The 22,567-nt window shown below is 65.9% G+C and carries 28 protein-coding genes; 3 read left to right on the forward strand and 25 right to left on the reverse strand.

The features are described 5' to 3' along the window. Positions 1–145 precede the first annotated feature (145 nt). Positions 146–2,350, forward strand: a complete 2,205-nt coding sequence (locus tag BJQ95_RS15385) for an acyltransferase family protein (RefSeq protein WP_130175905.1) — start codon at positions 146–148, stop codon at positions 2,348–2,350. A 586-nt stretch (positions 2,351–2,936) separates the two neighbouring features. Here the strand turns inward: BJQ95_RS15385 and rplQ are convergent. The 12 genes from rplQ to BJQ95_RS15445 all read right to left on the reverse strand — a co-directional run bounded on the left by rplQ (position 2,937) and on the right by BJQ95_RS15445 (position 11,674). Further along, a complete protein-coding gene (gene rplQ, locus BJQ95_RS15390; RefSeq protein ID WP_130176639.1) occupies positions 2,937–3,464 on the reverse strand; it encodes a 50S ribosomal protein L17 in 528 nt (175 codons plus the stop codon). 51 nt (positions 3,465–3,515) lie between these two features. Then, positions 3,516–4,505 (reverse strand): DNA-directed RNA polymerase subunit alpha, encoded by a 990-nt coding sequence (locus tag BJQ95_RS15395; protein ID WP_066597571.1) that lies wholly within the window; start codon positions 4,503–4,505, stop codon positions 3,516–3,518. 166 nt (positions 4,506–4,671) lie between these two features. Beyond that, the gene (rpsK, locus tag BJQ95_RS15400; protein ID WP_055821293.1) at positions 4,672–5,070 is read right to left on the reverse strand and encodes a 30S ribosomal protein S11; all 399 of its coding nucleotides are present in this window, start codon (positions 5,068–5,070) and stop codon (positions 4,672–4,674) included. Between the two features lie 42 nt (positions 5,071–5,112). Beyond that, positions 5,113–5,487: a 30S ribosomal protein S13 gene (rpsM, locus tag BJQ95_RS15405; RefSeq protein ID WP_130176638.1), complete on the reverse strand. Its 375-nt coding sequence runs from the start codon at positions 5,485–5,487 to the stop codon at positions 5,113–5,115. A gap of 159 nt (positions 5,488–5,646) precedes the next feature. Further along, a complete protein-coding gene (gene rpmJ, locus BJQ95_RS15410) occupies positions 5,647–5,760 on the reverse strand; it encodes a 50S ribosomal protein L36 (protein WP_035834639.1) in 114 nt (37 codons plus the stop codon). 82 nt (positions 5,761–5,842) lie between these two features. Next, on the reverse strand, positions 5,843–6,064 hold the full coding sequence (gene infA / locus BJQ95_RS15415; protein ID WP_022883252.1) for a translation initiation factor IF-1: 222 nt from the start codon (positions 6,062–6,064) through the stop codon (positions 5,843–5,845). Between the two features lie 128 nt (positions 6,065–6,192). After that, a complete protein-coding gene (locus BJQ95_RS15420; RefSeq protein WP_130176637.1) occupies positions 6,193–7,341 on the reverse strand; it encodes a mannitol-1-phosphate 5-dehydrogenase in 1,149 nt (382 codons plus the stop codon). Continuing rightward, complete coding sequence (locus tag BJQ95_RS15425; RefSeq protein ID WP_130176636.1) at positions 7,338–7,778, reverse strand: PTS sugar transporter subunit IIA; 441 nt, start codon at positions 7,776–7,778, stop codon at positions 7,338–7,340. Before BJQ95_RS15425 ends, BJQ95_RS15420 begins: the two co-directional genes overlap by 4 nt. Beyond that, positions 7,778–9,235, reverse strand: coding sequence for a PTS mannitol transporter subunit IICB (locus tag BJQ95_RS15430; RefSeq protein ID WP_130176635.1), 1,458 nt, complete (start codon positions 9,233–9,235; stop codon positions 7,778–7,780). Before BJQ95_RS15430 ends, BJQ95_RS15425 begins: the two co-directional genes overlap by 1 nt. After that, complete coding sequence (gene ptsP, locus BJQ95_RS15435; protein ID WP_130176634.1) at positions 9,232–10,956, reverse strand: phosphoenolpyruvate--protein phosphotransferase; 1,725 nt, start codon at positions 10,954–10,956, stop codon at positions 9,232–9,234. The genes BJQ95_RS15430 and ptsP overlap by 4 nt, the downstream gene beginning before the upstream one ends. Next, entirely contained in the window at positions 10,949–11,236 is a 288-nt protein-coding gene (locus tag BJQ95_RS15440; RefSeq protein WP_130176633.1) for an HPr family phosphocarrier protein, read from the reverse strand. Before BJQ95_RS15440 ends, ptsP begins: the two co-directional genes overlap by 8 nt. 120 nt (positions 11,237–11,356) lie before the next feature. Beyond that, positions 11,357–11,674: a PTS sugar transporter subunit IIB gene (locus BJQ95_RS15445; protein ID WP_134640278.1), complete on the reverse strand. Its 318-nt coding sequence runs from the start codon at positions 11,672–11,674 to the stop codon at positions 11,357–11,359. Between the two features lie 166 nt (positions 11,675–11,840). Here BJQ95_RS15445 and BJQ95_RS15450 point away from each other — a divergent pair, with 166 nt between their 5' ends. Together BJQ95_RS15450 and BJQ95_RS15455 are read left to right on the forward strand one after the other, a co-directional pair. Further along, the gene (locus tag BJQ95_RS15450) at positions 11,841–13,772 is read left to right on the forward strand and encodes a BglG family transcription antiterminator (RefSeq protein ID WP_130176631.1); all 1,932 of its coding nucleotides are present in this window, start codon (positions 11,841–11,843) and stop codon (positions 13,770–13,772) included. A gap of 392 nt (positions 13,773–14,164) precedes the next feature. Further along, positions 14,165–14,449 (forward strand): GIY-YIG nuclease family protein, encoded by a 285-nt coding sequence (locus tag BJQ95_RS15455; RefSeq protein WP_130176630.1) that lies wholly within the window; start codon positions 14,165–14,167, stop codon positions 14,447–14,449. 582 nt (positions 14,450–15,031) lie between these two features. Here the strand turns inward: BJQ95_RS15455 and map are convergent. The 13 genes from map to rpsQ form a co-directional block, all read right to left on the reverse strand. Further along, positions 15,032–15,868, reverse strand: a complete 837-nt coding sequence (gene map, locus BJQ95_RS15460) for a type I methionyl aminopeptidase (protein WP_240694627.1) — start codon at positions 15,866–15,868, stop codon at positions 15,032–15,034. 98 nt (positions 15,869–15,966) lie between these two features. Next, positions 15,967–16,581, reverse strand: coding sequence for an adenylate kinase (locus tag BJQ95_RS15465; protein WP_130176629.1), 615 nt, complete (start codon positions 16,579–16,581; stop codon positions 15,967–15,969). Continuing rightward, complete coding sequence (gene secY, locus BJQ95_RS15470) at positions 16,578–17,900, reverse strand: preprotein translocase subunit SecY (RefSeq protein WP_130176628.1); 1,323 nt, start codon at positions 17,898–17,900, stop codon at positions 16,578–16,580. Before secY ends, BJQ95_RS15465 begins: the two co-directional genes overlap by 4 nt. A 101-nt stretch (positions 17,901–18,001) precedes the next feature. Then, the gene (gene rplO, locus BJQ95_RS15475) at positions 18,002–18,604 is read right to left on the reverse strand and encodes a 50S ribosomal protein L15 (protein ID WP_110128304.1); all 603 of its coding nucleotides are present in this window, start codon (positions 18,602–18,604) and stop codon (positions 18,002–18,004) included. Next, on the reverse strand, positions 18,604–18,786 hold the full coding sequence (rpmD, locus tag BJQ95_RS15480; RefSeq protein WP_066597599.1) for a 50S ribosomal protein L30: 183 nt from the start codon (positions 18,784–18,786) through the stop codon (positions 18,604–18,606). The genes rplO and rpmD overlap by 1 nt, the downstream gene beginning before the upstream one ends. Continuing rightward, positions 18,786–19,499 carry a 30S ribosomal protein S5 gene (rpsE, locus tag BJQ95_RS15485; RefSeq protein ID WP_255455660.1) on the reverse strand — a complete coding sequence of 238 codons (714 nt, stop codon included), beginning with the start codon at positions 19,497–19,499 and terminating at the stop codon, positions 18,786–18,788. The genes rpmD and rpsE overlap by 1 nt, the downstream gene beginning before the upstream one ends. Next, positions 19,496–19,867, reverse strand: a complete 372-nt coding sequence (gene rplR, locus BJQ95_RS15490) for a 50S ribosomal protein L18 (RefSeq protein ID WP_088457171.1) — start codon at positions 19,865–19,867, stop codon at positions 19,496–19,498. The genes rpsE and rplR overlap by 4 nt, the downstream gene beginning before the upstream one ends. Positions 19,868–19,869: 2 nt before the next feature. Then, complete coding sequence (gene rplF / locus BJQ95_RS15495) at positions 19,870–20,406, reverse strand: 50S ribosomal protein L6 (RefSeq protein ID WP_088457172.1); 537 nt, start codon at positions 20,404–20,406, stop codon at positions 19,870–19,872. A 6-nt stretch (positions 20,407–20,412) separates the two neighbouring features. Further along, positions 20,413–20,811, reverse strand: coding sequence for a 30S ribosomal protein S8 (gene rpsH / locus BJQ95_RS15500; RefSeq protein WP_066597609.1), 399 nt, complete (start codon positions 20,809–20,811; stop codon positions 20,413–20,415). 106 nt (positions 20,812–20,917) lie between these two features. Then, a complete protein-coding gene (gene rplE / locus BJQ95_RS15505; RefSeq protein ID WP_130176627.1) occupies positions 20,918–21,508 on the reverse strand; it encodes a 50S ribosomal protein L5 in 591 nt (196 codons plus the stop codon). Continuing rightward, a complete protein-coding gene (gene rplX / locus BJQ95_RS15510) occupies positions 21,508–21,867 on the reverse strand; it encodes a 50S ribosomal protein L24 (protein WP_130176626.1) in 360 nt (119 codons plus the stop codon). The genes rplE and rplX overlap by 1 nt, the downstream gene beginning before the upstream one ends. Positions 21,868–21,870: 3 nt before the next feature. Then, positions 21,871–22,239, reverse strand: coding sequence for a 50S ribosomal protein L14 (gene rplN, locus BJQ95_RS15515; RefSeq protein ID WP_066597616.1), 369 nt, complete (start codon positions 22,237–22,239; stop codon positions 21,871–21,873). 34 nt (positions 22,240–22,273) lie between these two features. Continuing rightward, on the reverse strand, positions 22,274–22,567 hold the full coding sequence (gene rpsQ, locus BJQ95_RS15520; RefSeq protein WP_110128307.1) for a 30S ribosomal protein S17: 294 nt from the start codon (positions 22,565–22,567) through the stop codon (positions 22,274–22,276).

Here is a 22,567-nt window from a genome sequence, read left to right on the forward strand (position 1 = left end):
ACGGTTCCGCCAGGGCGCCATCCGGGTTGAGCTCGGACAGCACCACAGGAGGGGTGCCGTCGACGGGCTCGGGAAAACTCACAGAGGTCAGTGTAGAGGCCGGGCCGGGTTATCGTTGGACGGGCCGTCGTCCGGCCGCACAGCTATGACCAGTTCCCTTCGCATCGCGCCCCGCTCCCCCGCCACAGCCCTCTCGACCGGCGGCCCGGCCGGTGGGCGGCTCAGCGGCCTGGACGGGCTGCGCGGCCTCGCGGTCACCCTCGTCGTGGTGTACCACCTGTTTCCGCCGGTGCTCCGGGGCGGCTTCATCGGCGTTGATATCTTCTTCGTGATCAGCGGGTTCCTCATCACCGGTCTGATCGTGGCAGAACGGGACCGCACCGGCCGGTTCTCGCCCAGGCGATTCTGGTTGCACCGCGCCCGTCGGCTGCTGCCGGCGCTGGTGCCCCTGGTGCTGCTGGCCTGCACGACCGCCTGGCTGATCGGCGGCGACGTGCTGGTGGGCCTGGGTTGGAAGCTGCTGGGCGCCGCGACATTCAGCTACAACTGGGTGTCCACCGCCGCCAACACCAGCTACTTCGGCTCGGGTCAACCGGAACTGTTCCGCAACCTCTGGTCGCTGGCCGTCGAGGAGCAGTTCTACCTGCTGTGGCCGCTGCTGTTGCTGCTCCTCGTGCGGATCCGCCGGCCGGGCCTCCGACTGGCCCTGGTGGGCACGCTCGCTCTCGCGTCGGCGGTGTGGATGGGCGTGGCCTACCAGCCCGGCGCCGACCCCAGCCGGGTGTACTACGGCTCGGACACCCACAGTTTCGGTCTGCTCATCGGCGCCGCCCTGGCCCTGCTGCTGCGCCCGCTCGGGCGAGCAGTGTCGCTCCGCGAGGCGGCGACCGGCACCCCGGCGGCGGCGACCGGCCGCGCGGTGGCCGCGACCCGAGCCTGGTGGGGCGCGGGCGCCCTGGCCGGCCTGCTCGCCGCGGCGATCTGGCTGCCCGACAACGCCGCCGGCACCTACCGCGGCGGCCTCCTGCTGGTGAGCCTCGCCTCCGCCGTGGCGATCTGGGCGGGTGTGGCCGGCGGCCGGTTCGGGCGGATGCTCGACGCCGCCCCGCTCCGCTACCTCGGTGAACGCTCCTACGGTCTGTACCTCTGGCACTGGCCGCTGCTGGTGCTGCTGCAGCTCGTGGCGCCGTTCGGCCGCGGAAACGTCGTCGCCACCGGCATGCTCACGCTGCTGCTGGCCGTGGCCGCCGCCGCGATCTCGTACCGTTGGCTCGAGATGCCGATCCGCCGGCACGGCCTGCGGGGCGCGGTGGGGCTGGTGCGCGATCGGGTGTTCTGGGCGGGCGACCCCGCCGGGGCGACTGGCTCCGCGGGCGCGACCGGCCCGGCGGGCGCAGCTGCAGCCGACCACGCCGGCCCGACCGACCCCGCGGCAGCGACCGGCCCGGCGGACACGACCAACCACGCGCGCGCAACCGCCCCCGCAAGTGCGACCGGCCACGCCGGCCCGACCGACCCCGCGGGTGCGACCGGCCGGGCGGCCGCGACCGGCCCTGCTGGTGCGACTTGGCCGGCGGCCGCGGCCGGCCCCGCCGGCGCGAGTCGTCGGCGCCGCCCCGTGGCGGTGCTGGCGATGGCGACCGCCGGCGTGCTGCTGTTGCTGGCGGGCACCGTCGCATCCGTGGTCGCCGCGCCCACAGTCACGACCGCGCAGGCCGAGGTGTTGCGCGGTCAGCAGGCGTTGGAAAGGGCCGCGAAGGCCGCGGCGGAGCAGGCCGCCGCCGATGCCCAGGCCCCCGGGGAGGCGGCGGAAGCCAGCAGGGGCTCGAACATCACGGCCGTCGGCGACTCTGTGATGCTGGCCTCCGCGGTCGAGCTGCAGACCGAGTTCCCCGGAATCGTGATCGACGCGGCCGTGTCCCGCGGCATGGCAGCCGCTCCGAAGCTTCTCGCCGAGCAACGGGCAGCAGGCACCCTGCGCCCCGTGGTGCTGTTGGGTCTCGGCACAAACGGTCCCATCGACCCGGACGACCTCTCCGCAATCATGGGGGTGATCGGGCCCTCCCGTGAGCTGATCGTGGTGAACGCGTTCGCGGAGCGGGACTGGACCCTCGGCGTCAACACCGAGCTCGCGACCTTCTCCGCCCGCCGCAGCCAAGTGGTGCTGGCCGACTGGAGCGGCGCCATCGCCCCGCACGTCGACGTGCTCGCCGCCGACGGCATCCACCCCGGCCCCACCGGCGGGGGGATCTACGCCGACACCGTGGCCACGGCCCTTGAGCGCCTGCCCGGCGCCCCACAGAGCCGCGCCCCCGGCGCCGACACCCTGCAGGCGTTCCGCGTCCGCTGACCTGTGCCCCCTGTGGCGGGTGGCGGGTGGCGGGTGGCGGGTGACCGGTGGCGGGTGGCCGGTGACCGGTGACCTGTGACCTGTGACCGGTGACAGGTGACCTGCGCCCCCTGTGGCCGGTGGTTGGTAACCGGTGACCGGTGACATGTGACGTGCGGCTCCTGTGCCTCCGCGCCTCCGTCACCTGCAGCATCTCTCGGCACCGACCCTTCTGCACGGTACTTCTGCACCAAAACGGCGCTTCGGCAGATGCCCGGGGTGGGGTTCTCGAGGTATGCGGGCAAGGCGCCGGTACGCGGGTGGCGCGCCAGGGGCATAGCGGCGCCTGACCCGCATACCTCCCCACAGGGCGCTCCGGCACCCCGCCGGCGCATCGGCATCCCGCCCGCATAGTGGCGCACCACCCGCACAGCGGCGCCTTGCCCGCAGAACTGGCACCCCACCGCCCGCACGCAGCTCGACCGCACCTCGTATGGGCGGCACAAGCCCACACAGCCAAGTCCACACAGCCCCGCACACCCCCCGCGCGCACAAAAAGGGCCCGACCGGAGTCGGGCCCTTTCAGGTACAGCGGGTGGAGCGAGTGTTACTTGGCTTCCTCAGCGGATGCCTCGGATGCCTCGGGCGCCTCAACAGCGTCGGACTCGACGGCTTCGGTCTCTACGACCTCGGCCTCGGCGGTCGGGGCCGGGGTCTCCTCGGCGACGGGCGCGGACGCCTTCGCGGGAGCCTTGTTCGACTTCACCTTGGGCGAAACGGGCTCGAGAACGAGCTCCATCTGCACCATGGAGGCGTTGTCGCCCTTGCGGAAGCCGAGCTTGGTGATGCGGGTGTAGCCGCCATCGCGAAGCGCAACCTGGGGCGCGATCTCGGTGAAGAGCTCGTGCACGACGGTCTTGTCGCCGATCGTCGCGAGAACGCGACGACGAGCGTGCAGGTCGCCACGCTTGGCGAAGGTCACCAGGCGCTCGGCAACCGGACGCAGGCGCTTGGCGCGCGTCTCGGTCGTCTTGATGGACTTGTGGGTGAACAGGGCAGCAGCCAGGTTCGCGAGCATGAGGCGCTCGTGCGCCGGTCCGCCACCGAGACGGGCTCCCTTAGTGGGCTTAGGCATTATCGGTAATCTCCAGTATCAAAGTCGAAAGGCGTCGAGAAACGACGGGCCTTAGATGGTTTCTTCGTCGTAACCGCTGTAGAAGTGCGCACCGTCAAAGCCGGGCACAGAATCCTTCAGCGACAGGCCAAGCTCAACGAGCTTGTCCTTGACCTCATCCACCGACTTCTGACCGAAGTTGCGGATGTTCATCAGCTGGGTCTCCGAGAGGGCGACCAGTTCGCTGACGTTGTTGATGCCTTCGCGCTTGAGGCAGTTGTACGAGCGCACGGACAGATCGAGGTCTTCGATCGGCACGGACAGCTCGGTCGAGAGGACGGCGTCGACCGGCGCGGGGCCGATCTCAATGCCCTCAGCGGCGGTGTTCAGCTCGCGGGCCAGACCGAACAGCTCGGTCAGCGTACGACCGGCGGATGCGATGGCGTCGCGGGGCGAGATGGCCGACTTGGTCTCCACGTCAACGACGAGGCGGTCGAAGTCGGTGCGCTCACCGGCACGAGTTGCCTCGACACGGTAGGTCACCTTGAGAACCGGCGAGTAGATCGAGTCGACCGGAATCTGGCCGGCCTCGGAGTACTCGTTGCGGTTCTGGGTAGCCGACACGTAACCACGGCCACGCTCGATGGTCAGTTCAAGTTCGAACTTGGCCTTGTCGTTCAGGGTCGCGATGACGAGCTCGGGGTTGTGGACCTCGACGCCGGCCGGAGCCGAGATGTCGGCGGCGGTGACCTGGCCGGAGCCCTGCTTGCGCAGGTACGCGGTGATCGGCTCGTCGTGCTCGCTGGAGATGACCAGACCCTTGATGTTCAGGATGATCTCGGTGACATCTTCCTTGACCCCGGGAACGGTGCTGAATTCGTGAAGCACTCCATCGATGCGGATGCTGGTGACAGCAGCGCCGGGAATCGAGGAAAGCAGGGTGCGGCGCATCGAGTTACCGAGGGTGTAGCCGAAGCCGGGCTCGAGCGGTTCGATGACGAACCGGGACCGGAACTCCGAAATGTTCTCTTCGGTGAGCGTGGGGCGCTGTGCGATAAGCACTATAGATTCCTTTCGGCGAAGTGTCCGCTATATGACACTTAGTGGCGAGTTGTGAAATTGTGAGTCTCGACGGGCCCGCGAGTACGGCCCTGTCGCGGTGAACGGCGAGTGAGCCTGCCCGGATCTTTCGACCCAGACAAGCCCAATCGCCAGTCACTGAAAGGAATTAAACGCGGCGGCGCTTCGGGGGACGGCAACCGTTGTGGGCCTGGGGGGTCACGTCGTTGATCGAGCCAACTTCGAGGCCGGCAGCCTGCAGCGAACGGATAGCCGTTTCGCGGCCTGAGCCCGGTCCCTTGACGAAGACGTCAACCTTCTTCATGCCGTGTTCCTGTGCCTGGCGGGCCGCCGACTCGGCGGCCAGCTGAGCGGCGAACGGGGTCGACTTGCGCGAACCCTTGAAGCCGACTCCACCTGAGGACGCCCAGCTGATGACCGCACCGGTGGTGTCGGTGATCGAGACGATGGTGTTGTTGAACGTGGACTTGATGTGGGCCTGGCCCACAGCAATGTTCTTCTTTTCTTTCTTACGCGGCTTCCGTACGGCCGACTTTGGTGCTGCCATGATTTCTCCTGAATCCTAGAGGCGTGACGAGCTAGGCGAGGCCTAGCGCGCCTTCTTCTTGCCGGCTACGGTGCGCTTCGGGCCCTTGCGGGTGCGAGCGTTGGTCTTGGTGCGCTGGCCGCGAACGGGCAGGCCCTTGCGGTGACGAATACCTTCGTAGCTACCGATCTCGACCTTGCGGCGGATGTCAGCGGCGATCTCACGGCGAAGGTCACCCTCGATCTTGAAGGTTCCTTCGATGTAGTCGCGGAGCGCAACGAGCTGGTCGTCGGTCAGGTCCTTGACGCGAATGTTTCCATCGATCTCGACGTCGGCGAGGGTCTTGAGTGCCCTCGTACGGCCAACACCGAAAATGTAAGTAAGTGCAACTTCCACGCGCTTATCGCGCGGAATGTCTACGCCGGCTAGACGTGCCATTGTGGCTTCTCCTGTGGGATGAGTGGAGGTCTGTAGCAGTGCCTGTGCATCGGCCTCCAACCGATGGTGTCACCCCGAGGGGTTCCCGGCACTGCTATGTATTTAGTTGTGTCGTGCTGTGTCTCAAGGGCGACCATCGCTGGTCGGACTTGGTGAGACTTAGCCCTGACGCTGCTTGTGACGCGGGTTCTCGCAGATGACCATCACGTTGCCGTTACGGCGGATGACCTTGCACTTGTCACAGATCTTCTTGACGCTGGGCTTGACCTTCATGGGTGTGTCCTTATGTTCGCTGTCTTCGTGCCGATACCCGGTGATTGAGCTTGTCGAAATCGGCCGTTACTTACAGCAACAGTTACTTGTAGCGGTAGACGATCCGACCGCGGGTCAGGTCGTAAGGGCTCAGTTCCACGATCACGCGGTCCTCGGGGAGGATGCGGATGTAGTGCTGACGCATCTTGCCCGAAATGTGGGCAAGAACTTTGTGGCCGTTGGTCAACTCAACACGAAACATCGCATTGGGAAGAGCTTCGACTACTGCGCCCTCGATCTCGATGACACCGTCTTTTTTGGCCATAACTCACTATCGCTAAAGTATTGGTTGCTGGTCGTGCGGAATTGTGGCAGCCAGACACGCCCATAAAGGCAGTGCTAGACACCAAGGATTTATCCTATGCTATGTCATTGCCTTTTGGCAATTCATCCCTATAATCCCCGGGCCGCTTCCACAACCTCGAGCACATCGGCGTAGAGCGGATGCGTGACCTCGAGCCCGCAGACGTCGGCCACGATGGTCTCCGCGGAGTCGGTGGCCAGCATCCGCTGGAGCTCGACACTCTGCTCGTCGTCGGCCACGTTGAAGCGGAGCGCCGCGGCGATGGCCGTAAGCAGCGCCACCGGGCGGGTGCCGCGCTCGGCGATCTCGGCGGCCGGGCCGATGAAGCGTTCGTGCCGGCTGAGCTTGCGGAGCGGCTGGCGGCCGACCCGCTCGACGGTGTCGGGCAGCGACGGGTTCGCGAACCGGCCGAGGATCTTCTGTCGGTAGGCACGCTGGGTGGCCTCGTCGAGGCCGTGCTTGGCCACCAGGAGGGCGCTGGTCTCCTCGAGCACCCGGCGGGCACCATCCGCGACGGACGGCACCAGGAGGGCATCGGAGAGCTTGGAGACGCCGGCCTGGGTGCCGAGGTAGGCCACGGTGGCGTGGCCGGTGTTGACCGTGAAGAGCTTGCGCTCGATGTAGGGCGCCAGGTCCTGAACGAATGTGGCGCCGGGGATCACCGGCGGGTTGCCACCGAACGCGGGGCTTTCGATGACCCACTCGTAGAAGGCCTCCACGGTGACGTCGATGCCGGCATCCGCGGCTTGGCCGGGAACGATACGGTCCACGGCCGTGTTGGCGAACGCGACCCGGCCGGCCAGGGCCGCACGGTCACCCTCGTCGACGTTGGCCCAGACCTGCTCGGCGAGCACATCCGTGGCGTTGATGGCGTTCTCGCAGGCCATCACGGCCAGCGGGGCCAGGCCGGCATCGCGGCGGGCCAGGCCCGCCGCGATAACCGGTGCCACGAACCGCAACACGGTGGGGCCGACGGCGGTGGTGACCGCGTCGGCCGTGGCGATCTCGTTGATGAGATCGTCTTCGTGGGTGGAGCTGTTGATGGCACGGAAGTTGTCGACCACCTTGTCGGTGGGCGTCTCTCCCGCCTCGTGCACCGTGTACGACGGTGCACCGTGCAGTGCCTCGATAAGAGGAGCATTCACATCGGCGAAGACAACCTCATAACCGGCCTCGTGAAGCAAGAGACCGACGAAGCCGCGGCCGATGTTGCCCGCGCCGAAGTGAATGGCTTTCATTCTGCGTTTACCTCCTCGAGCAGGGCGAAGATCTCGTCCTGCGAACCTGCGTCGATCAGTTTCTGTACTTCGTCCTCGTCGGAGAAGACGATGGCGATCTTGGACAGGATCTCCAGGTGCTCGTTGTTCAGACCGGCGATGCCGACGGCGAACTTGACGGGCTGGCCATCCCAGTCGATCGGCGCGGCGTACCGCACGAGCGAGAGAGCCGATCGCACGATCGACTCCTTCGCGTCGTTGGTGCCGTGCGGGATCGCCAGAAAGTTGCCCATGTAGGTCGAGACGGAGTTTTCGCGCACGAACATCGAGTCGACGTACTCCTGCTTCACCGCTCCGGCGGCGACCAACAGGGCACCGGCCTCACGGATGGCTTCGTCCCGGGTGGTGGCCGCGCCTGCGGCCACCACGTTCTGCGGTTCCAGAATGCTCTGGGTCATTACTTGGTCACTTCCTCACTTGCGTTTTGCAGGGACTGCACGACCTCGTCGTACTTGGGGCTGTTCATGAAGTTCTCCACCGACACGTGCACCGACTTGGGGCTCTTGCCCCGCGCCCGGTCCGTCAGGTCCTGGTGGGTGATCACGAGATCGGCGGTTCCGTCGAGGTTCGCGATGGCCTGGTTGGTCACCGTGACCCCTTCGATACCGGCCTTCTTGATCTTATTGCGGAGCACCGAGGCGCCCATGGCGCTGGAACCCATACCGGCGTCGCAGGCGAAGACGATGTTCTTCACTGCGGTACCGGTCGTGGCCGAGGCGCCGAGGTTGCCCAGAATGGAGCTGGACTTGCCCTTGTTGGCTTCGGTCTTGGCGATGGCGGCGGCCAGTTCGTTGTCGTTCTCAGCGGCGAGGTCCTTCTTGCGGCTGGCGCGGAGGATGACACCACCGATCGCGAACGAGACACCGGCGGAGGCGACGACCGAGAGGATGACACCGACGAAGTCGGTGGCGGGGGTCTGGGCCAGCACCGCGATGATGCTACCGGGCGAGGCGGGGGCGCGCAGGCCGGTCTGGAAGGCGACGTTCACGGCAACACCGGTCATGCCACCACCGATGGCGGCGAGGAGCATCATCGGCTTCATCAGCACGTACGGGAAGTAGATCTCGTGGATGCCACCGAGGAACTGGATGATGATCGCGCCGGGTGCACTCGCGCGGGCCAGGCCGACGCCGAAGAACGAGAACGCCAGCAGGATGCCGAGGCCCGGGCCGGGGTTCGCCTCGAGCAGGAAGAGGATGGACTTGCCGCTCTCCTGGACCTGCTGCACACCGATGGGGGTGAGCACGCCGTGGTTGATGGCGTTGTTGAGGAAGAGGACCTTGCCCGGTTCGATGAAGATCGACGCGATCGGCAGCAGGCCGTTGGTGATGAGAACATCCACAACGCTCTCGAGGAAGGCGCTCAGCCCGGTGACCAGCGGGGCGATTCCGAAGAACGCACCCAGGGCCAGGGCGAAGCCGAGGATACCGGCGGAGAAGTTGTCCACCAGCATCTCGAAGCCGGGGCGGATCTTGCCGGCCCAGATCTTATCGACCTTCATCAGGATCCACGCGGACAGCGGGCCGACGATCATGGCGCCGATGAACATTGGGATCGAGCTGCCGACGATGACGCCCATGGTGGCGATCGAGGCGATCACTCCACCGCGGGTGCCGTAGACCATCCGGCCGCCGGTGTTGGCGATCAGCAACGGGAGTAGGTACAAGATCATCGGGTCCACGAGCGTGACCAGGGTCTCGTTCGGGGTCCAGCCGGTGGGGATGAAGAAGGCGGTGATGATGCCCCACGCGATGAACGCCGCGATGTTGGGCATGATCATGCCGCTCAGGAAGGTGCCGAAGGCCTGAACGTGGACCCTCGCGCCCTTCTTCTCGGTGACAGACGTCGTTGTCATTTCTGTGTACCTCTCTCGGGGTTGGTCAGCACGGTAGGGGCCGTGCCGGCAGTGGCGGTGCTGGTGTAGCTGTGTGCGATTGCGGTTGCCGCGGCGCGAGCGGATGCTGCGCCATCGGCGGACAGAGCGGCCGCGGCGAGGTGCCGCGCCTGCTCAAGAGTGAAGTCGGCCAGACAGGCCCGAACGTCGGCGAGGGCCGAAGCCGACATCGACAGGGTGGTGGCGCCGAGGCCCACGAGCACCACGGCGAGCAGCGGGTCGGCCGCGGCCTCGCCGCACACGCCGACGGGTTTGCCGGCCTGAGCGCCGGCGGCGCCGACCTCGCCCACCAGGCGCAGCACCGCGGGGTGCCACGGGTCCTGGAACGCCGCGACGCTGCCCAGCATCCGGTCGGCGGCGAGGGTGTACTGGGTGAGGTCGTTGGTGCCGATCGACGCGAAGTCGGTCTGCGCCAGGATCCGGTCGGCGAGCAGCGCCGCGGACGGCACCTCCACCATGACACCGGCCATCTTCAGGCCCAGTTCGTGCGCGAGGGCGGTGAAGTAGACCGATTCTTCCACGGTGGACACCATCGGCGCCATCACCCACAGGTCCGCGTCGGTGGCCGCGTCGGCCTCGGCGAGGGCGGTGAGCTGTTCGCGCAAGATGTCCTCGCTGGCGCGCAGGGCACGCAGTCCGCGCAGGCCCAGGGCGGGGTTCTCCTCAGCGGCGTCGTTGAGGAACGCCAGGGGCTTGTCGGCGCCGGCGTCGAGCGCGCGCACCACGACCTTCTGGCCGGGGAATGCGCGCAGCATCCGCTCATACTGCTCACGCTGCTGCGTCACGGTGGGCGCTGAGGTGGAGTCGAGGAAGAGGAATTCGGTGCGGAACAGGCCCACACCCTCGGCGCCGAGGGCGACGGCCGTGGCGGCGCCATCCGCTGAACCGAGGTTGGCCAGGAGCGGCACGCTGGTGCCGTCCTTGAGCCGGCCGGGGCCGATCGGGGCCAGCGCGCGGGCCTCGCGGGCCAGGATCCGGGCGCGGGCGTCGGCGAGCTGATGATCGGTCGGGGCGACGAGCACGATGCCGTTGGCGGCGTCGATGATGACCTCGTCGCCGTCCGCGAGCTGCGCGGCGGCGTGGGTGCCGACGATCGCGGTGATCGACTTCTCCCGGGCCAGGATGGCGGTGTGCGAGGTGGGTCCACCGTCGATGGTGATCAGGCCGAGCACCTTCTCCAGGTTGAGCAGGGCCGTGTCGGCCGGTGCCAGGTCGTGGGCGACGAGCACAAACGCTTCTGCGGGGTCAGGCACGCCCGGCGCTGGCAGGCCGCCGAGGTCGGCGATGACCCGCTGGGCGACGTCGTCCAGGTCGGCGGCGCGCTCACCGAGGTAGCCGCCGAGGGCCAGCATCTGGTCGCGGAAGGTGGCGAACGCCTCGAACACCGCACGCTCGGCGGTCTGGTGCTTGTGCAGCCGGGCGGTGACCTCATCGACGAGGGTGGGGTCCTCGGCCATCATGGCCTGGGCCTCGAGTACCTCCTGGGCGGTGCCGCCGGCGCGGACGCCCCGGGCCTCGAGGTCTTCGGCGACGATGTGCATCGACGCGGTCGCGCGGGCCAGTTCGGCGGCGGGCTCCAGGGTGCTGCGGGTGTCAACGGGCTCCGGCAGCGGTTCGGGCATGCGCAAGACGCGGCCGATGGCAACGCCCTGGCCGATCCCGATGCCCTGCAGTTCAATCATGTGCGCGTGCCGCTTCGGCGTCGTGGTCGGTGAGGAGGAGCTCGGCGAGGTCGTCGAGAACGGTTTCGGCGTTGTCGGCGTCGGTGGCCAGCGTGACGCTGTCACCGTGGTTGATGCCCAGCGAGATGACGCCGAGGATGCTGGCGGCGTTGACCGGCTTGCCGTCGCCCTTCTGCAGGGTGACGGGGGCGCCGGCCGCGGCGGCGGCCTTGGTGAAGAGTTTCGCGGGGCGGGCGTGCAGCCCGTGCGTCGATCCGATCTGTACGGTGCGTTCGACCATGTGTTCGCGCCATGCCTTTCAGAAGTGCAGGGTTGTGTCGCCGGGCCTCAGTCGAGGTCCCGGCTTCGTGCGGGCGACCGGCAGCTGCCGGCAAAGGAATTACGGTGTGGCTGACAGGTGTCAGACCCACGACCGTTCGTGTTCGGCAGTCACGGCCAGGTCAAGGGCCAGGGCGCCGTCCCGCGCCGAGAAGACCGACTCGGGCAGCAGGACCGCACCCACGCCGCGCTCCTTGGCTTGAGCGCTGATGCGATCGAAGCGGGGGGCGAGGTGGGGACCGATCAGGAGAACGTCGATGGTGTCGAGCGAGGACGGCAGGTCCGACTCGCTGCCGGCGACAACGGTGAGGGTGAGCCCTCGCTCCTTGCCGGTGACCCGCAGCCGGTGGGCCACGAATGCGCTGGATGCTCCGGCACCGCAAACGATGAGAATCTTCATTGATTCGTTCCTTTCATCGATCATGTGAATGCAACACTTACTGTCCTCTTCCCAGACTCCCGGCGCCACCAGACCCTTTTCCGCAGGGTGCGGAAACACGCTGGAGATACATCGTGCCGGGCCCGCACTCTGCTTGACTACTCTTGAGACAATGGAGTTGCGCACGATGAGTGATAAACAGACACGGTTGCTGGACCTCCTGTCCCAGACATCCAGCTGGATCACGGCAGGCGAACTTGCTGACCGCTTGGGGGTGACCCCGCGCAGTGTGCGCAGCTATGTCACGGCGGTGAAGGCAGCCGCGCATCCGCTCACCGTGATCGAATCGGGTACCGCCGGCTACCGGCTCAACCGCGACGAATTCGCCAGCTTCACCGCCCAGCACCGGTCCAAGGCGCGTGAGCCGGATGCCGATACTCCGCAGCAGCGCCTGTCCAGCCTGGTGCGCCGGCTCACCGAATCGCCCGACGGCCTCGACGTCTATGAGCTCGCGGCGGAGAATTTCGTCAGCGATTCCACCGTGGAGGCTGACCTGGCCCGGGTGCGGTTGATGCTGCCCGACAGCGGCCTGACCCTGGCACGGCACGGCAGCGTCGTCACACTCACCGGCTCCGAAACCGACCGGCGCCGGCTGCTCAGCCGCATGTTCCGGGAGGAAAGCGCCCGCGGCATGATCGACCTGGAGACCATCCAGCGGGAGTTCACCTCCGGCCAGGCCGGCGCCGACAGCCTCGGCGCGTTCAAGACCGACCTCATCGAGATGCTCGACGGGCAGGGTTATTTCGTCAACGAGTACGGCATCAACAATGTGCTGCTGCACGTGGCGATCGCCATCGACCGGGTCACCAAGCGCCTCTCCCCCGCGCCGGCCGTGGCCGAACCGCCGTCGGAGCTGGCCACCTCGTTGTCGAGTCTGATCATGAAGCACTTCGACGTGTGCCTGGGCAGCGGCGACCTGGCCTACCTGTCGTTCCTGCTCACCACCCGGGTGATCACCCCCGGGCACGATCAGCCGGCCGAGACCCTCATCGAGAGCTACGTGCGGCCGGAGGAACTCGCCGCGATGCGTGCCATCGCGGACCGGGCCAGCCAGGAATACCTGGTCGACCTCGACGACGACGACTTCATCGTGCGGCTGACCCTGCACGTGCGCAACCTGATCAACCGGGCGCACGACAAGTCGTACTCGCGCAACCCGCTGACCCGGTCGATCAAGACCTCGTACCCGCTGATCTACGAACTGGCCGTGTACATCGCCAGCGAGCTGCAGCGCGCCGAGCAGATCGTGATCAACGACGACGAGATCGCCTACATCGCCATGCACGTGGGCGCGCACCTCGAGCAGCAGGTGCGCCGGGTGGAGCTGGTGACCTGCGCGATCGTCTGCCCCAACTACTACGACATGCACGTGTTGCTGCGCGAGCGCATCGAACGGGTGCTCGGCGACGATCTCGACGTCGTCGCGGTGATCACCCGCTCCGATGTGGCCTGGGACTCGCTCGACGCCGATCTGGTGCTCACCACCATCGACCCCCCGCTGCACGCCGACGGGGTCATCGTCATTCAGCCGTTCCTCACCCAGGGTGACATCGACCGCATCCGCCAGCACACCAGCCGGGTGCGCCGGATGCGCCGCCGCGCGAGCCTGAAGGACGACCTGCTGCAGTTCTTCGACCCGTCGTTGTTCTCCCGCAACTTCTACGCCCGCGACGAGACCGCGATGATCACCGCGCTGGGCGAACGGATGATGTCGCGCGGGCTGATCGACCAGAGCTACGTCGACGGCGCCATCGAGCGTGAGCTGATGTCCTCCACGGCGTTCACCGACAACCTCGCGGTGCCGCACGCGATGTCGATGAGCGCCAAGCAGACCTCCATCGCCATCGTGATCAACGACGCCCCGATGGACTGGGGTGACAACCGGGTGAACGTGGTCGCCCTGATCGCGTTCAGCGCCGCCGGCCGCAGCACCTTCCAGGCGGTCTTCGACCAGTTCGTCGAGGTCTTCTCGGACCGCCTCGAGGTGCAACGCCTGATCAAGCGCTCCGTCGACTTCGCCTCCTTCATCGACGAACTCGTCCACGTCATGGACGCCTAGCCCCGCCCAACGCTGGTCGAGCCCCCGTCTCGTTGGTCGAGCCCGTCGAGACCTGGTGACCCCGCGACCCCGCGACCCAACCTGCATCCACACCCCCTCGCCGGTCGAGCCCGTCGAGACCCCGCGACCCAACCTGCATCCGCACCCCCTCGCTGGTCGACCCCGTCGAGACCCCGCGACCCGGTCTGCAGTGGCTCCCGTCTCGCTGGTCGAGCCCGTCGAGACCCCGCGACCCAACCTGCGGTGGTTCCCGTCTCGCTGGTCGAGCCCGTCGAGACCCCGCGACCCGACAGCCCAACGGATGCATCTCTCCCCGCCCACATTCCCGCAGCGTTGTTCACAGATTCGACCCAAGCATCCTCAAGCTGCCTTCAATCTGGGACCCTCCCTGTATGCCATTCATGTACATCCTCGAGTGCGCCGACGGCTCGTTCTACGTCGGAAGCACCTGGGATCTGGAGAGGCGCCTCGCACAGCACAACACTGCTGATCAGGGCGCGGCCTATACCCGGCGACGCCGTCCTGTCCGGCTCGTCTACTGCGAACAAAGCGAGAGCATCGCGGATGCCTACGCCCGCGAGAAGCAGATTCAAGGTTGGAGCAGGGCCAAGCGCATAGCCCTCATCGAGGGTCGGCTCGGTGATCTACCCGGCCTGAGCCGGCCACATCAGCACTAGAGGCGCGATCCGCTGATCGAGCCCGCGAGAGCCCACGAGTCGCCCACGCACCGGGGAACCAGTCACCAGGTCTCGACACGCTCGACCAACGCGAGACGGGAACGCACGTAGAAATGGTCACCAGGTCTCGACGAGCTCGACCAACGTGGTGGGAACGAACGCAGACCGGGTCACCGGGTCTCGACGAGCTCGACCAGCGAGAGACGGGAACCACCGCAGGCCGGGTCACCAGGTCTCGACGAGCTCGACCAACGAGAGACGGGAACCAGCGCAGGCCGGGTCACCGGGTCTCGACTAGCTCGACCGGCGAGAGACGGGAACGCACGTAGAAACGGTCACCTGGTCTCGACGATCTCGACCAACGTGAGACGGGAGGAACCGCAGGCCAGGTCAGCAGGTCTCGACGAGCTCGACCAGCGAGAGACGGGAACCAGGGCAGACCGGGTCACGGGGTCTCGACGAGCTCGACCAACGCGAGACGGGAAGAACCGCAGGCCGGGTCACTGGGTCTCGACGAGCTCGACCGGCGAGAGACGGCTCGACAGGCTCGACCGACGAGACGGGGACGAACGCAGAACCGAGTTACGCCAGCGGAACCGGCGTGATCCCGAACTGGGCCAGGCCTGACGCGCCGCCGTCCTCGGCGGTGAGCACCCAGATGCCGTCCTTGTGCACGGCGACGCTGTGCTCCCAGTGTGCGGCGGCCTTGCCGTCGCTGGTGGCAACGGTCCAGTCGTCGTCGCGGGTGTAGGTCTCGATGTCGCCGAGCACCACCATCGGCTCGATGGCCACGACCAGGCCGGGCTTCACGTCCGGGCCCTTCTGGCGCACCCGGTAGTTGAACACCGGCGGCGCCTCGTGCATGGACTTGCCGATGCCGTGCCCCACGTAGTCGGTGAGAATCCCGAACGAACCCTGCGATTCGATGTAGTCCTCGATGGCCTCGCCGACCTCGTTGAGGTGCCGCGCCGACGCCAGCCGGGCGATGCCGTGCCAGAGCGACTGCTCGGTCACGCGCGACAGCTCCTGGCGTTCGGCGACGAGCTCGGGCCGGGCCGGGTCGGGCAGCACGAAGGTGAAGGCCGCGTCGCCGTTCCAGCCGTCGATGATCGCGCCGCTGTCGATGGAGACGATGTCGCCCGCGCCCAGGACCCGCCCGTTGGGGATGCCGTGCACCACGTCGTCGTTCACCGAGGCGCACACGGTGTGGAAGTAGCCCTGCTCGAGCTTGAAGTTGGGCTGACCGCCCAGGGCCACGATCGCGGCCTCAGCGGCCGCATCCAGCTCGAGGGTGGTGACACCCGCCTGCATCGCGTTGCGCGCCGCCACGAGCGACGCAGCGGTCGCCAGGCCGGGGGCCAGCATCAGGCGCATCTGCGCCGGGGTCTTGTAGATGGAGCGGCGAAGGGCCACGGTCATACCTGCAAACTAAGTCGTCGTGCGAAGCCGGCACCGACAGGTGTCCGGGTGAAAAAACGAAAGGGCGCCGACCGAAGCCGACGCCCAATCAGAACAATTTAGACCGAGGCCGCAACGGTGTCGCTCGGACCGACGGCGTGCAGGCCGCGCTCGGCGAGGGCCGCCACGATCCGGTCGGTGACCTGGTCGACGGCGCCGAGGCCGTCGACGGTGACCACGACGCCGCGCTTGTCGTACAGGTGGATCAGCGGGGCGGTCTGCTCTTCGTACACGTCGAGCCGGTGACGGATGACGTCGGCCGTGTCATCGGCGCGGCCCTGCTCGGCGGCCCGCTTGAGCAGCCGGGCGACGACCTCGTCGGTGTCGGCGACGATCTGCACCACGGCGTCGAGCGAGGTGCCCTCGGCGTTGAGCAGGCGGTCCAGCTCGAGCACCTGCTCGGTGGTGCGCGGGTACCCGTCGAGCAGGAAGCCGTTGAGGGCGTCCGGCTCGGCCAGGCGGTCGGCGACAATCGCGTTGGTCAGGGTGTCGGGCACGTACTTGCCGGCCTCGATGAACGCCTTGACCTGCAGGCCCAGCTCGGTTTCGTTCTTCACGTTCGCACGGAAGATGTCACCGGTGGAAACGGCCGGAATACCGAAGGCATCCGCCAGGCGCACGGCCTGGGTGCCCTTGCCGGCGCCCGGGGGGCCGATCACGAGGAGGCGGGTCAACGCAGAAGCCCTTCGTAGTGGCGCTGCTGCAGCTGGGAGTCGATCTGTTTGACCGTCTCCAGGCCGACGCCGACGATGATCAGGATGCTTGCGCCACCGAACGGGAAGTTCTGGTCGGCGCCGATCAGCGAGAACGCGATCAGCGGGATCAGCGCAATCAGACCGAGGTAGAGCGCACCGGGCAGGGTCACCCGGGTGAGCACGTAGTCGAGGTACTCGGCGGTGGGCCGGCCGGCACGGATGCCGGGGATGAAGCCGCCGTACTTCTTCATGTTGTCCGCGACCTCTTCAGGGTTGAAGGTGATCGCGACGTAGAAGTAGGTGAAGCCCACGATGAGCAGGAAGTAGAACGCCATGTACAGCGGGTGGCTGCCCTGGGTGAGGTTGTTCGTGACCCAGGTAACCCAGGCCTGCGGCGTCTCGCCGGCGGCGGGCTGGTTGAACTGGGCGATCAGGGCCGGCAGGTACAGCAGCGACGACGCGAAGATGACGGGCACGACGCCGGCCATGTTCACCTTGATCGGAATGTAGGTGTTGTTGCCGCCATACGTTCGGCGGCCCACCATGCGCTTGGCATACTGCACCGGGATGCGCCGCTGCGACTGCTCGACGAACACCACGCCGGCGACCACGATGAGGCCGATCACCAACACGATGAGGAACACGTCGATGCCGCGCTGCTGGGCGATGGAGATGAGGGAGTTGGGGAACTGGGCGGCGATCGACGTGAAGATCAGCAGCGACATGCCGTTGCCGATGCCACGCTCGGTGATCATCTCACCCATCCACATGATCACGCCGGTACCGGCGGTCATGGTGATGACCATCAGCATGATGGCGTACCAGGCGTCGTTGGTGAGCAGCTGCGAGCACTCGGAGGAGGCCGAGGTGCCGAACAGGGCGCCGCTGCGGGCCACCGTGATCAGCGTGGTCGACTGCAGGATGCCCAGGGCGATGGTGAGGTAGCGGGTGTACTGCGTCAGCTTGGACTGGCCCGCCGCACCCTCCTTGTAGAGGGTCTCAAAGTGTGGGATCACCACGCGCAGCAGCTGCACGATGATGGAGGCCGTGATGTACGGCATGATCCCCAGCGCGAAGACGGACAGCTGCAGCAAGGCGCCACCGCTGAACAGGTTCACGAGCTCGTAGAGGCCGCTCGTTCCCTGGTTCGCTGCAAGACAGGCCTGCACGTTGCCGAAGTCCACGAATGGGGCGGGGATGAACGAGCCCAGACGGAACAGGGCGACGATGCCCAGGGTGAACCCGATCTTCTTACGAAGGTCCGGCGTGCGGAATATCCGCGCAATGGCGCTAAACAAAAAAGGCCTCCAGTTAGTAACAAAGAACGAGCTTGCCGAGACAGCGTCAGCGCATTAGCCGCTGAGCAGGCTCGACAAGCTCGATCTCGTCTACGGTCTTACTACTTGATCGAGCCACCTGCTGCGACGATCTTCTGCTCTGCTGAGCGGGAGACCTTATCGACTGCAACAGTCAGCTTAACCGCAATGTCACCATTGCCGAGAACCTTGACCTTCTCGTTGTCGCGAACTGCGCCCTTGGCGACCAGTGAAGCGATGGTTACATCGCCGCCGGTCGGGTACAGCTCGGCGAGGCGCTCCAGGTTGACAACCTGGTACTCGACGCGGAACGGGTTCTTGAACCCGCGCAGCTTCGGGGTGCGCATGTGCAGCGGCATCTGCCCACCCTCGAAGCCGATACGCACGGTATAGCGCGCCTTGGTGCCCTTGGTTCCGCGACCCGCGGTCTTACCCTTGGATCCTTCACCACGGCCAACGCGCTGCTTGTCCTTCTTCGATCCGGGCGCGGGACGAAGGTGGTGAACCTTCAGAACCTGCGGACGGACCTCGGTGGGCTCAGTCGGCGCGGCGGCCTTCTTGGCGGCAGCAGTCTTGGCCGGAGCCTTGGCCGCAGCAGCCTTCGTGGTCGTCGCCTTGGGAGCGGCGGCCTTCTTAGCGGCGGGCTTGGTTGCTACCTTCTCGGTAGCTTCCTTCTCGTCAGCCATTAGTCAATCTCCTCGACCTTCACAAGGTGAGCAACGGTGTTGACGTAGCCACGGTTCTGCGAGTTGTCCTCGCGGATCGTGACGGCGCCAATGCGACGCAGGCCCAGGCTGCGAAGTGTGTCGCGCTGGTTCTGCTTCTCACTAATTTTGGACTTGATCTGCGTAATCTTCAGCTGAGCCATTAGGCACCTGCCTTCGCGCTTGCGGCGGCTGCTGCTGCAGCCGCGTCGGCACGCAGAAAACGGGCCGGGGCCACGTCTTCGTAGGCGAGGCCACGGCGAGCCGCGACTGCACGGGGCTCTTCGAGCTGGTGCAGGGCCTCCACCGTGGCGTGCACGATGTTGATGGTGTTCGACGAACCGAGCGACTTGCTCAGCACGTCGTGGATGCCGGCGCATTCGAGTACGGCGCGCACCGGGCCACCGGCGATAACGCCGGTACCTGCTGCGGCCGGACGGAGAAGAACGACTCCGGCGGCTGCTTCACCCTGAACGGGGTGCGGGATGGTCAGGCCGACGCGGGGAACGCGGAAGAAGTTCTTCTTCGCTTCCTCGACGCCCTTGCTGATTGCGGTCGGGACCTCGCGGGCCTTACCGTAACCAACGCCTACCAGACCGTTACCGTCTCCGACGACGACCAGAGCGGTGAAGCTGAAGCGACGACCACCCTTGACCACCTTGGAAACACGGTTGATCGTAACGACGCGCTCGAGGAACTGGCTCTTCTCGGCGTCACGGCTTCCGCGCTCACGGTTCGGGCTGCGCTCACGGCCACCACGGCGAGCCTCACGAGGCTCGTTCTGCGGCGGCGTGGTCGAAGCTGCGGTTTCCACCGGAACTTCAGTGACGACGTCAGCTTCCTTCGCTGCTGCGGTGCTACTGGATTCAGTGCTCACAGGTCCAACCCTCCCTTTCGGGCTCCTTCGGCGATGGCTGCGACGCGTCCTGCGTACTTGCTGCCACCACGGTCAAATACGACGGCTTCGATACCGGCGGCTTTGGCGCGCTCGGCGACGAGTTCGCCGACCTTGTGCGCCTTGGCGGTCTTGTCACCATCGAAGGTGCGCAGACCGGTTTCGAGAGTCGACGCCGACGCGAGGGTGAAACCCTTGCTGTCGTCAACGACCTGCACGAATACGTGGCGAGCCGAGCGGGTGACGACGAGACGCGGACGAAGCGCGGTCCCCTCGATCTTCTTGCGAAGACGTGCGTGCCTGCGTCCGCGGGCAGCCGACTTGCTTTTTCCTCTAGTTCCGAGACCCATGGTTACTTACCACTCTTTCCGGCCTTGCGGCGAACAATCTCGCCGGCGTAACGCACACCCTTGCCCTTGTAGGGCTCAGGCTTGCGAATCTTACGGATGTTTGCGGCAACCTCACCGACGGCCTGCTTGTCGATACCGCTGACCGTGAGCTTGTTAACGCCCTCGACGGTCAGGGAGATACCAACGGGCGGCTCAATGAGGACCGGGTGCGAGAAGCCGAGGGCGAACTCAACAGAGGTGCCCTTCTGAGCGACGCGGTAACCGGTACCGACGATCTCGAGTCCCTTGGTGTAACCCACGGTGACGCCGATGATCTGGTTGGCGATCAGGGTGCGGGTCAGTCCGTGCAGCGAACGCGAAGCGCGCTCGTCGTCGGGACGGGTGACCAGAACCTGGCCATCGGTGACCTGGACCTCGATGGGGTTGGCGACGGTGAGCGCGAGCTCGCCCTTCGGACCCTTGACGCTAACGGCCTGGCCGTTAGCTTCGACCGTGACACCCGCGGGGATCTCGATCGGAAGTCTTCCAATACGTGACATTGTCGGCTACCACACGTAGGCGAGAACTTCTCCGCCTACGCCCTTCTTCTCAGCCTGGCGGTCGGTGAGCAGACCGCTGGAGGTGGACAGGATGGCAACGCCGAGGCCGCCGAGAACCGTGGGGATCTCAGTCGACTTTGCGTACACGCGCAGGCCGGGCTTGGAAACCCGCTTGATGCCGACGATGGAACGCTCGCGGTTGGGGCCGAACTTGAGGTTCAGCGTGAGGGTCTTTCCGACCTCTGCATCCTTGACATCCCAGGCAGAGATGTAACCCTGTGCCTTGAGGATGTCTGCGATGTGCGCCTTGAGCTTGCTGTGCGGCATCGACACTGTGTCGTGGTACGCCGAGTTAGCGTTGCGCAGTCTGGTCAGCATATCTGCGACCGGATCTGTCATTGTCATATTGTGGTGCCTTTCTCGCCTGGTTTCGTGCACCCGTTACACGGATGACGACCTGTGGTGGTGGAGGGGGCCGAACGGATGTCCGGCCCCCGGAGGTAAAGCTAGTTTAGGAGTTCTCGGCCGTCTTGAACGGGAAGCCGAGCGCCTTGAGCAGCGCGCGACCCTCGTCGTTGTTCTTGGCGGTCGTCACAACAGTGATGTCCATACCGCGAATACGGTCGATCCGGTCCTGGTCGATCTCGTGGAACATAACCTGCTCCGTGAGACCGAACGTGTAGTTGCCGGCGCCGTCGAACTGCTTGTCCGAGAGGCCGCGGAAGTCGCGGATACGGGGCAGTGCGAGGCTGAGCAGCCGGTCGAGGAACTCCCACATGCGGTCGCCACGAAGTGTGACGTGCGTGCCAATGGGCTGTCCTTCACGCAGTTTGAACTGCGCGATGGACTTGCGTGCCTTGGTGACCTGCGGCTTCTGGCCGGTGATCTTGGTGAGGTCGGCGACGGCGCCATCCATGATCTTGCCGTCGCGTGCAGCCTCGCCGACACCCATGTTGACGATGATCTTCGTCAGGTTGGGTACCTGGTGGACGTTGGTGAAGCCCAGGTCCTTGGCGAGCTGCAGGGAGATCTCTTCGCGGTACTTCTGCTTGAGACGCGGCAGCACGACGGGCTTGGTGGCCTCAGTTGCGGTGTCAGTCATTAGAGGTCCTTACCTGACTTCTTGGCGTAACGAACGCGGACCGTCTTGGCGACGCCGTCCTTCGTTACCTCTTCGAGGCGGAATCCGACCTTGGTCGGCTTCTTGGTCTCCGGGTCGACGAGCGCGACGTTGGAAGCGTGAATCGATGCTTCCACGGTCTCGATGCCGCCGGTCTTGGAGCCGCGCTGGGTCTGGCCGACACGAACGTGCTTCTTGACGAAGTTGATGCCTTCGACGAGAACACGGTTCTTCTCAACCTGTACCTCGAGCACACGACCCTGCTTGCCACGGTCTCCGCCGCGAGCCTGGGTGCGGCCGGTGATGACCTCTACGAGGTCACCCTTCTTGATTCTGGCCATGATTTAGATAACCTCCGGTGCCAACGAAATGATCTTCATGAACTTCTTGTCGCGGAGTTCGCGACCGACCGGTCCGAAGATACGGGTACCACGGGGGTCTCCGTCAGCCTTCAAGATCACTGCGGCGTTCTCATCGAACTTGATGTACGAGCCGTCTGGACGACGGGTCTGCTTTTTGACGCGAACGATGACGGCTTTGACGACGTCACCCTTCTTGACGTTGCCGCCCGGGATGGCGTCCTTGACGGTGGCGACGATGACGTCACCCAGTCCGGCGTAACGACGGCCGGAGCCACCGAGAACACGGATCGTCAACAGGACCTTGGCACCGGTGTTGTCGGCAACTTTGAGTCGTGATTCTTGCTGAAGCACTTTCTAACTCCTTCTATCAAGTAAGCGCGAGCGCTTACTTGGCCTTCTCGAGAACCTCGACCAGGCGGAAGCGCTTGGTGGCGCTCAGCGGGCGAGTTTCACTGATCAGGACCAGGTCGCCGACGCCGGCGGTGTTCTCCGCGTCATGAACCTTCAGCTTGGACGTACGGCGGATGACCTTGCCGTACAGGGGGTGCTTCACGCGGTCTTCGACCTCGACAACGATGGTCTTATCCATCTTGTCGCTGGTCACGTAACCACGCAGCGTCTTGCGGTAGCCGCGCACGAGAGCCTCGGCGGGGACGACCGTTTCGTCAGTCTTCGCCAT

Origin of the sequence: Cryobacterium sp. SO1 (assembly GCF_004210215.2) — a bacterium.
Lineage (GTDB): Bacteria > Actinomycetota > Actinomycetes > Actinomycetales > Microbacteriaceae > Cryobacterium.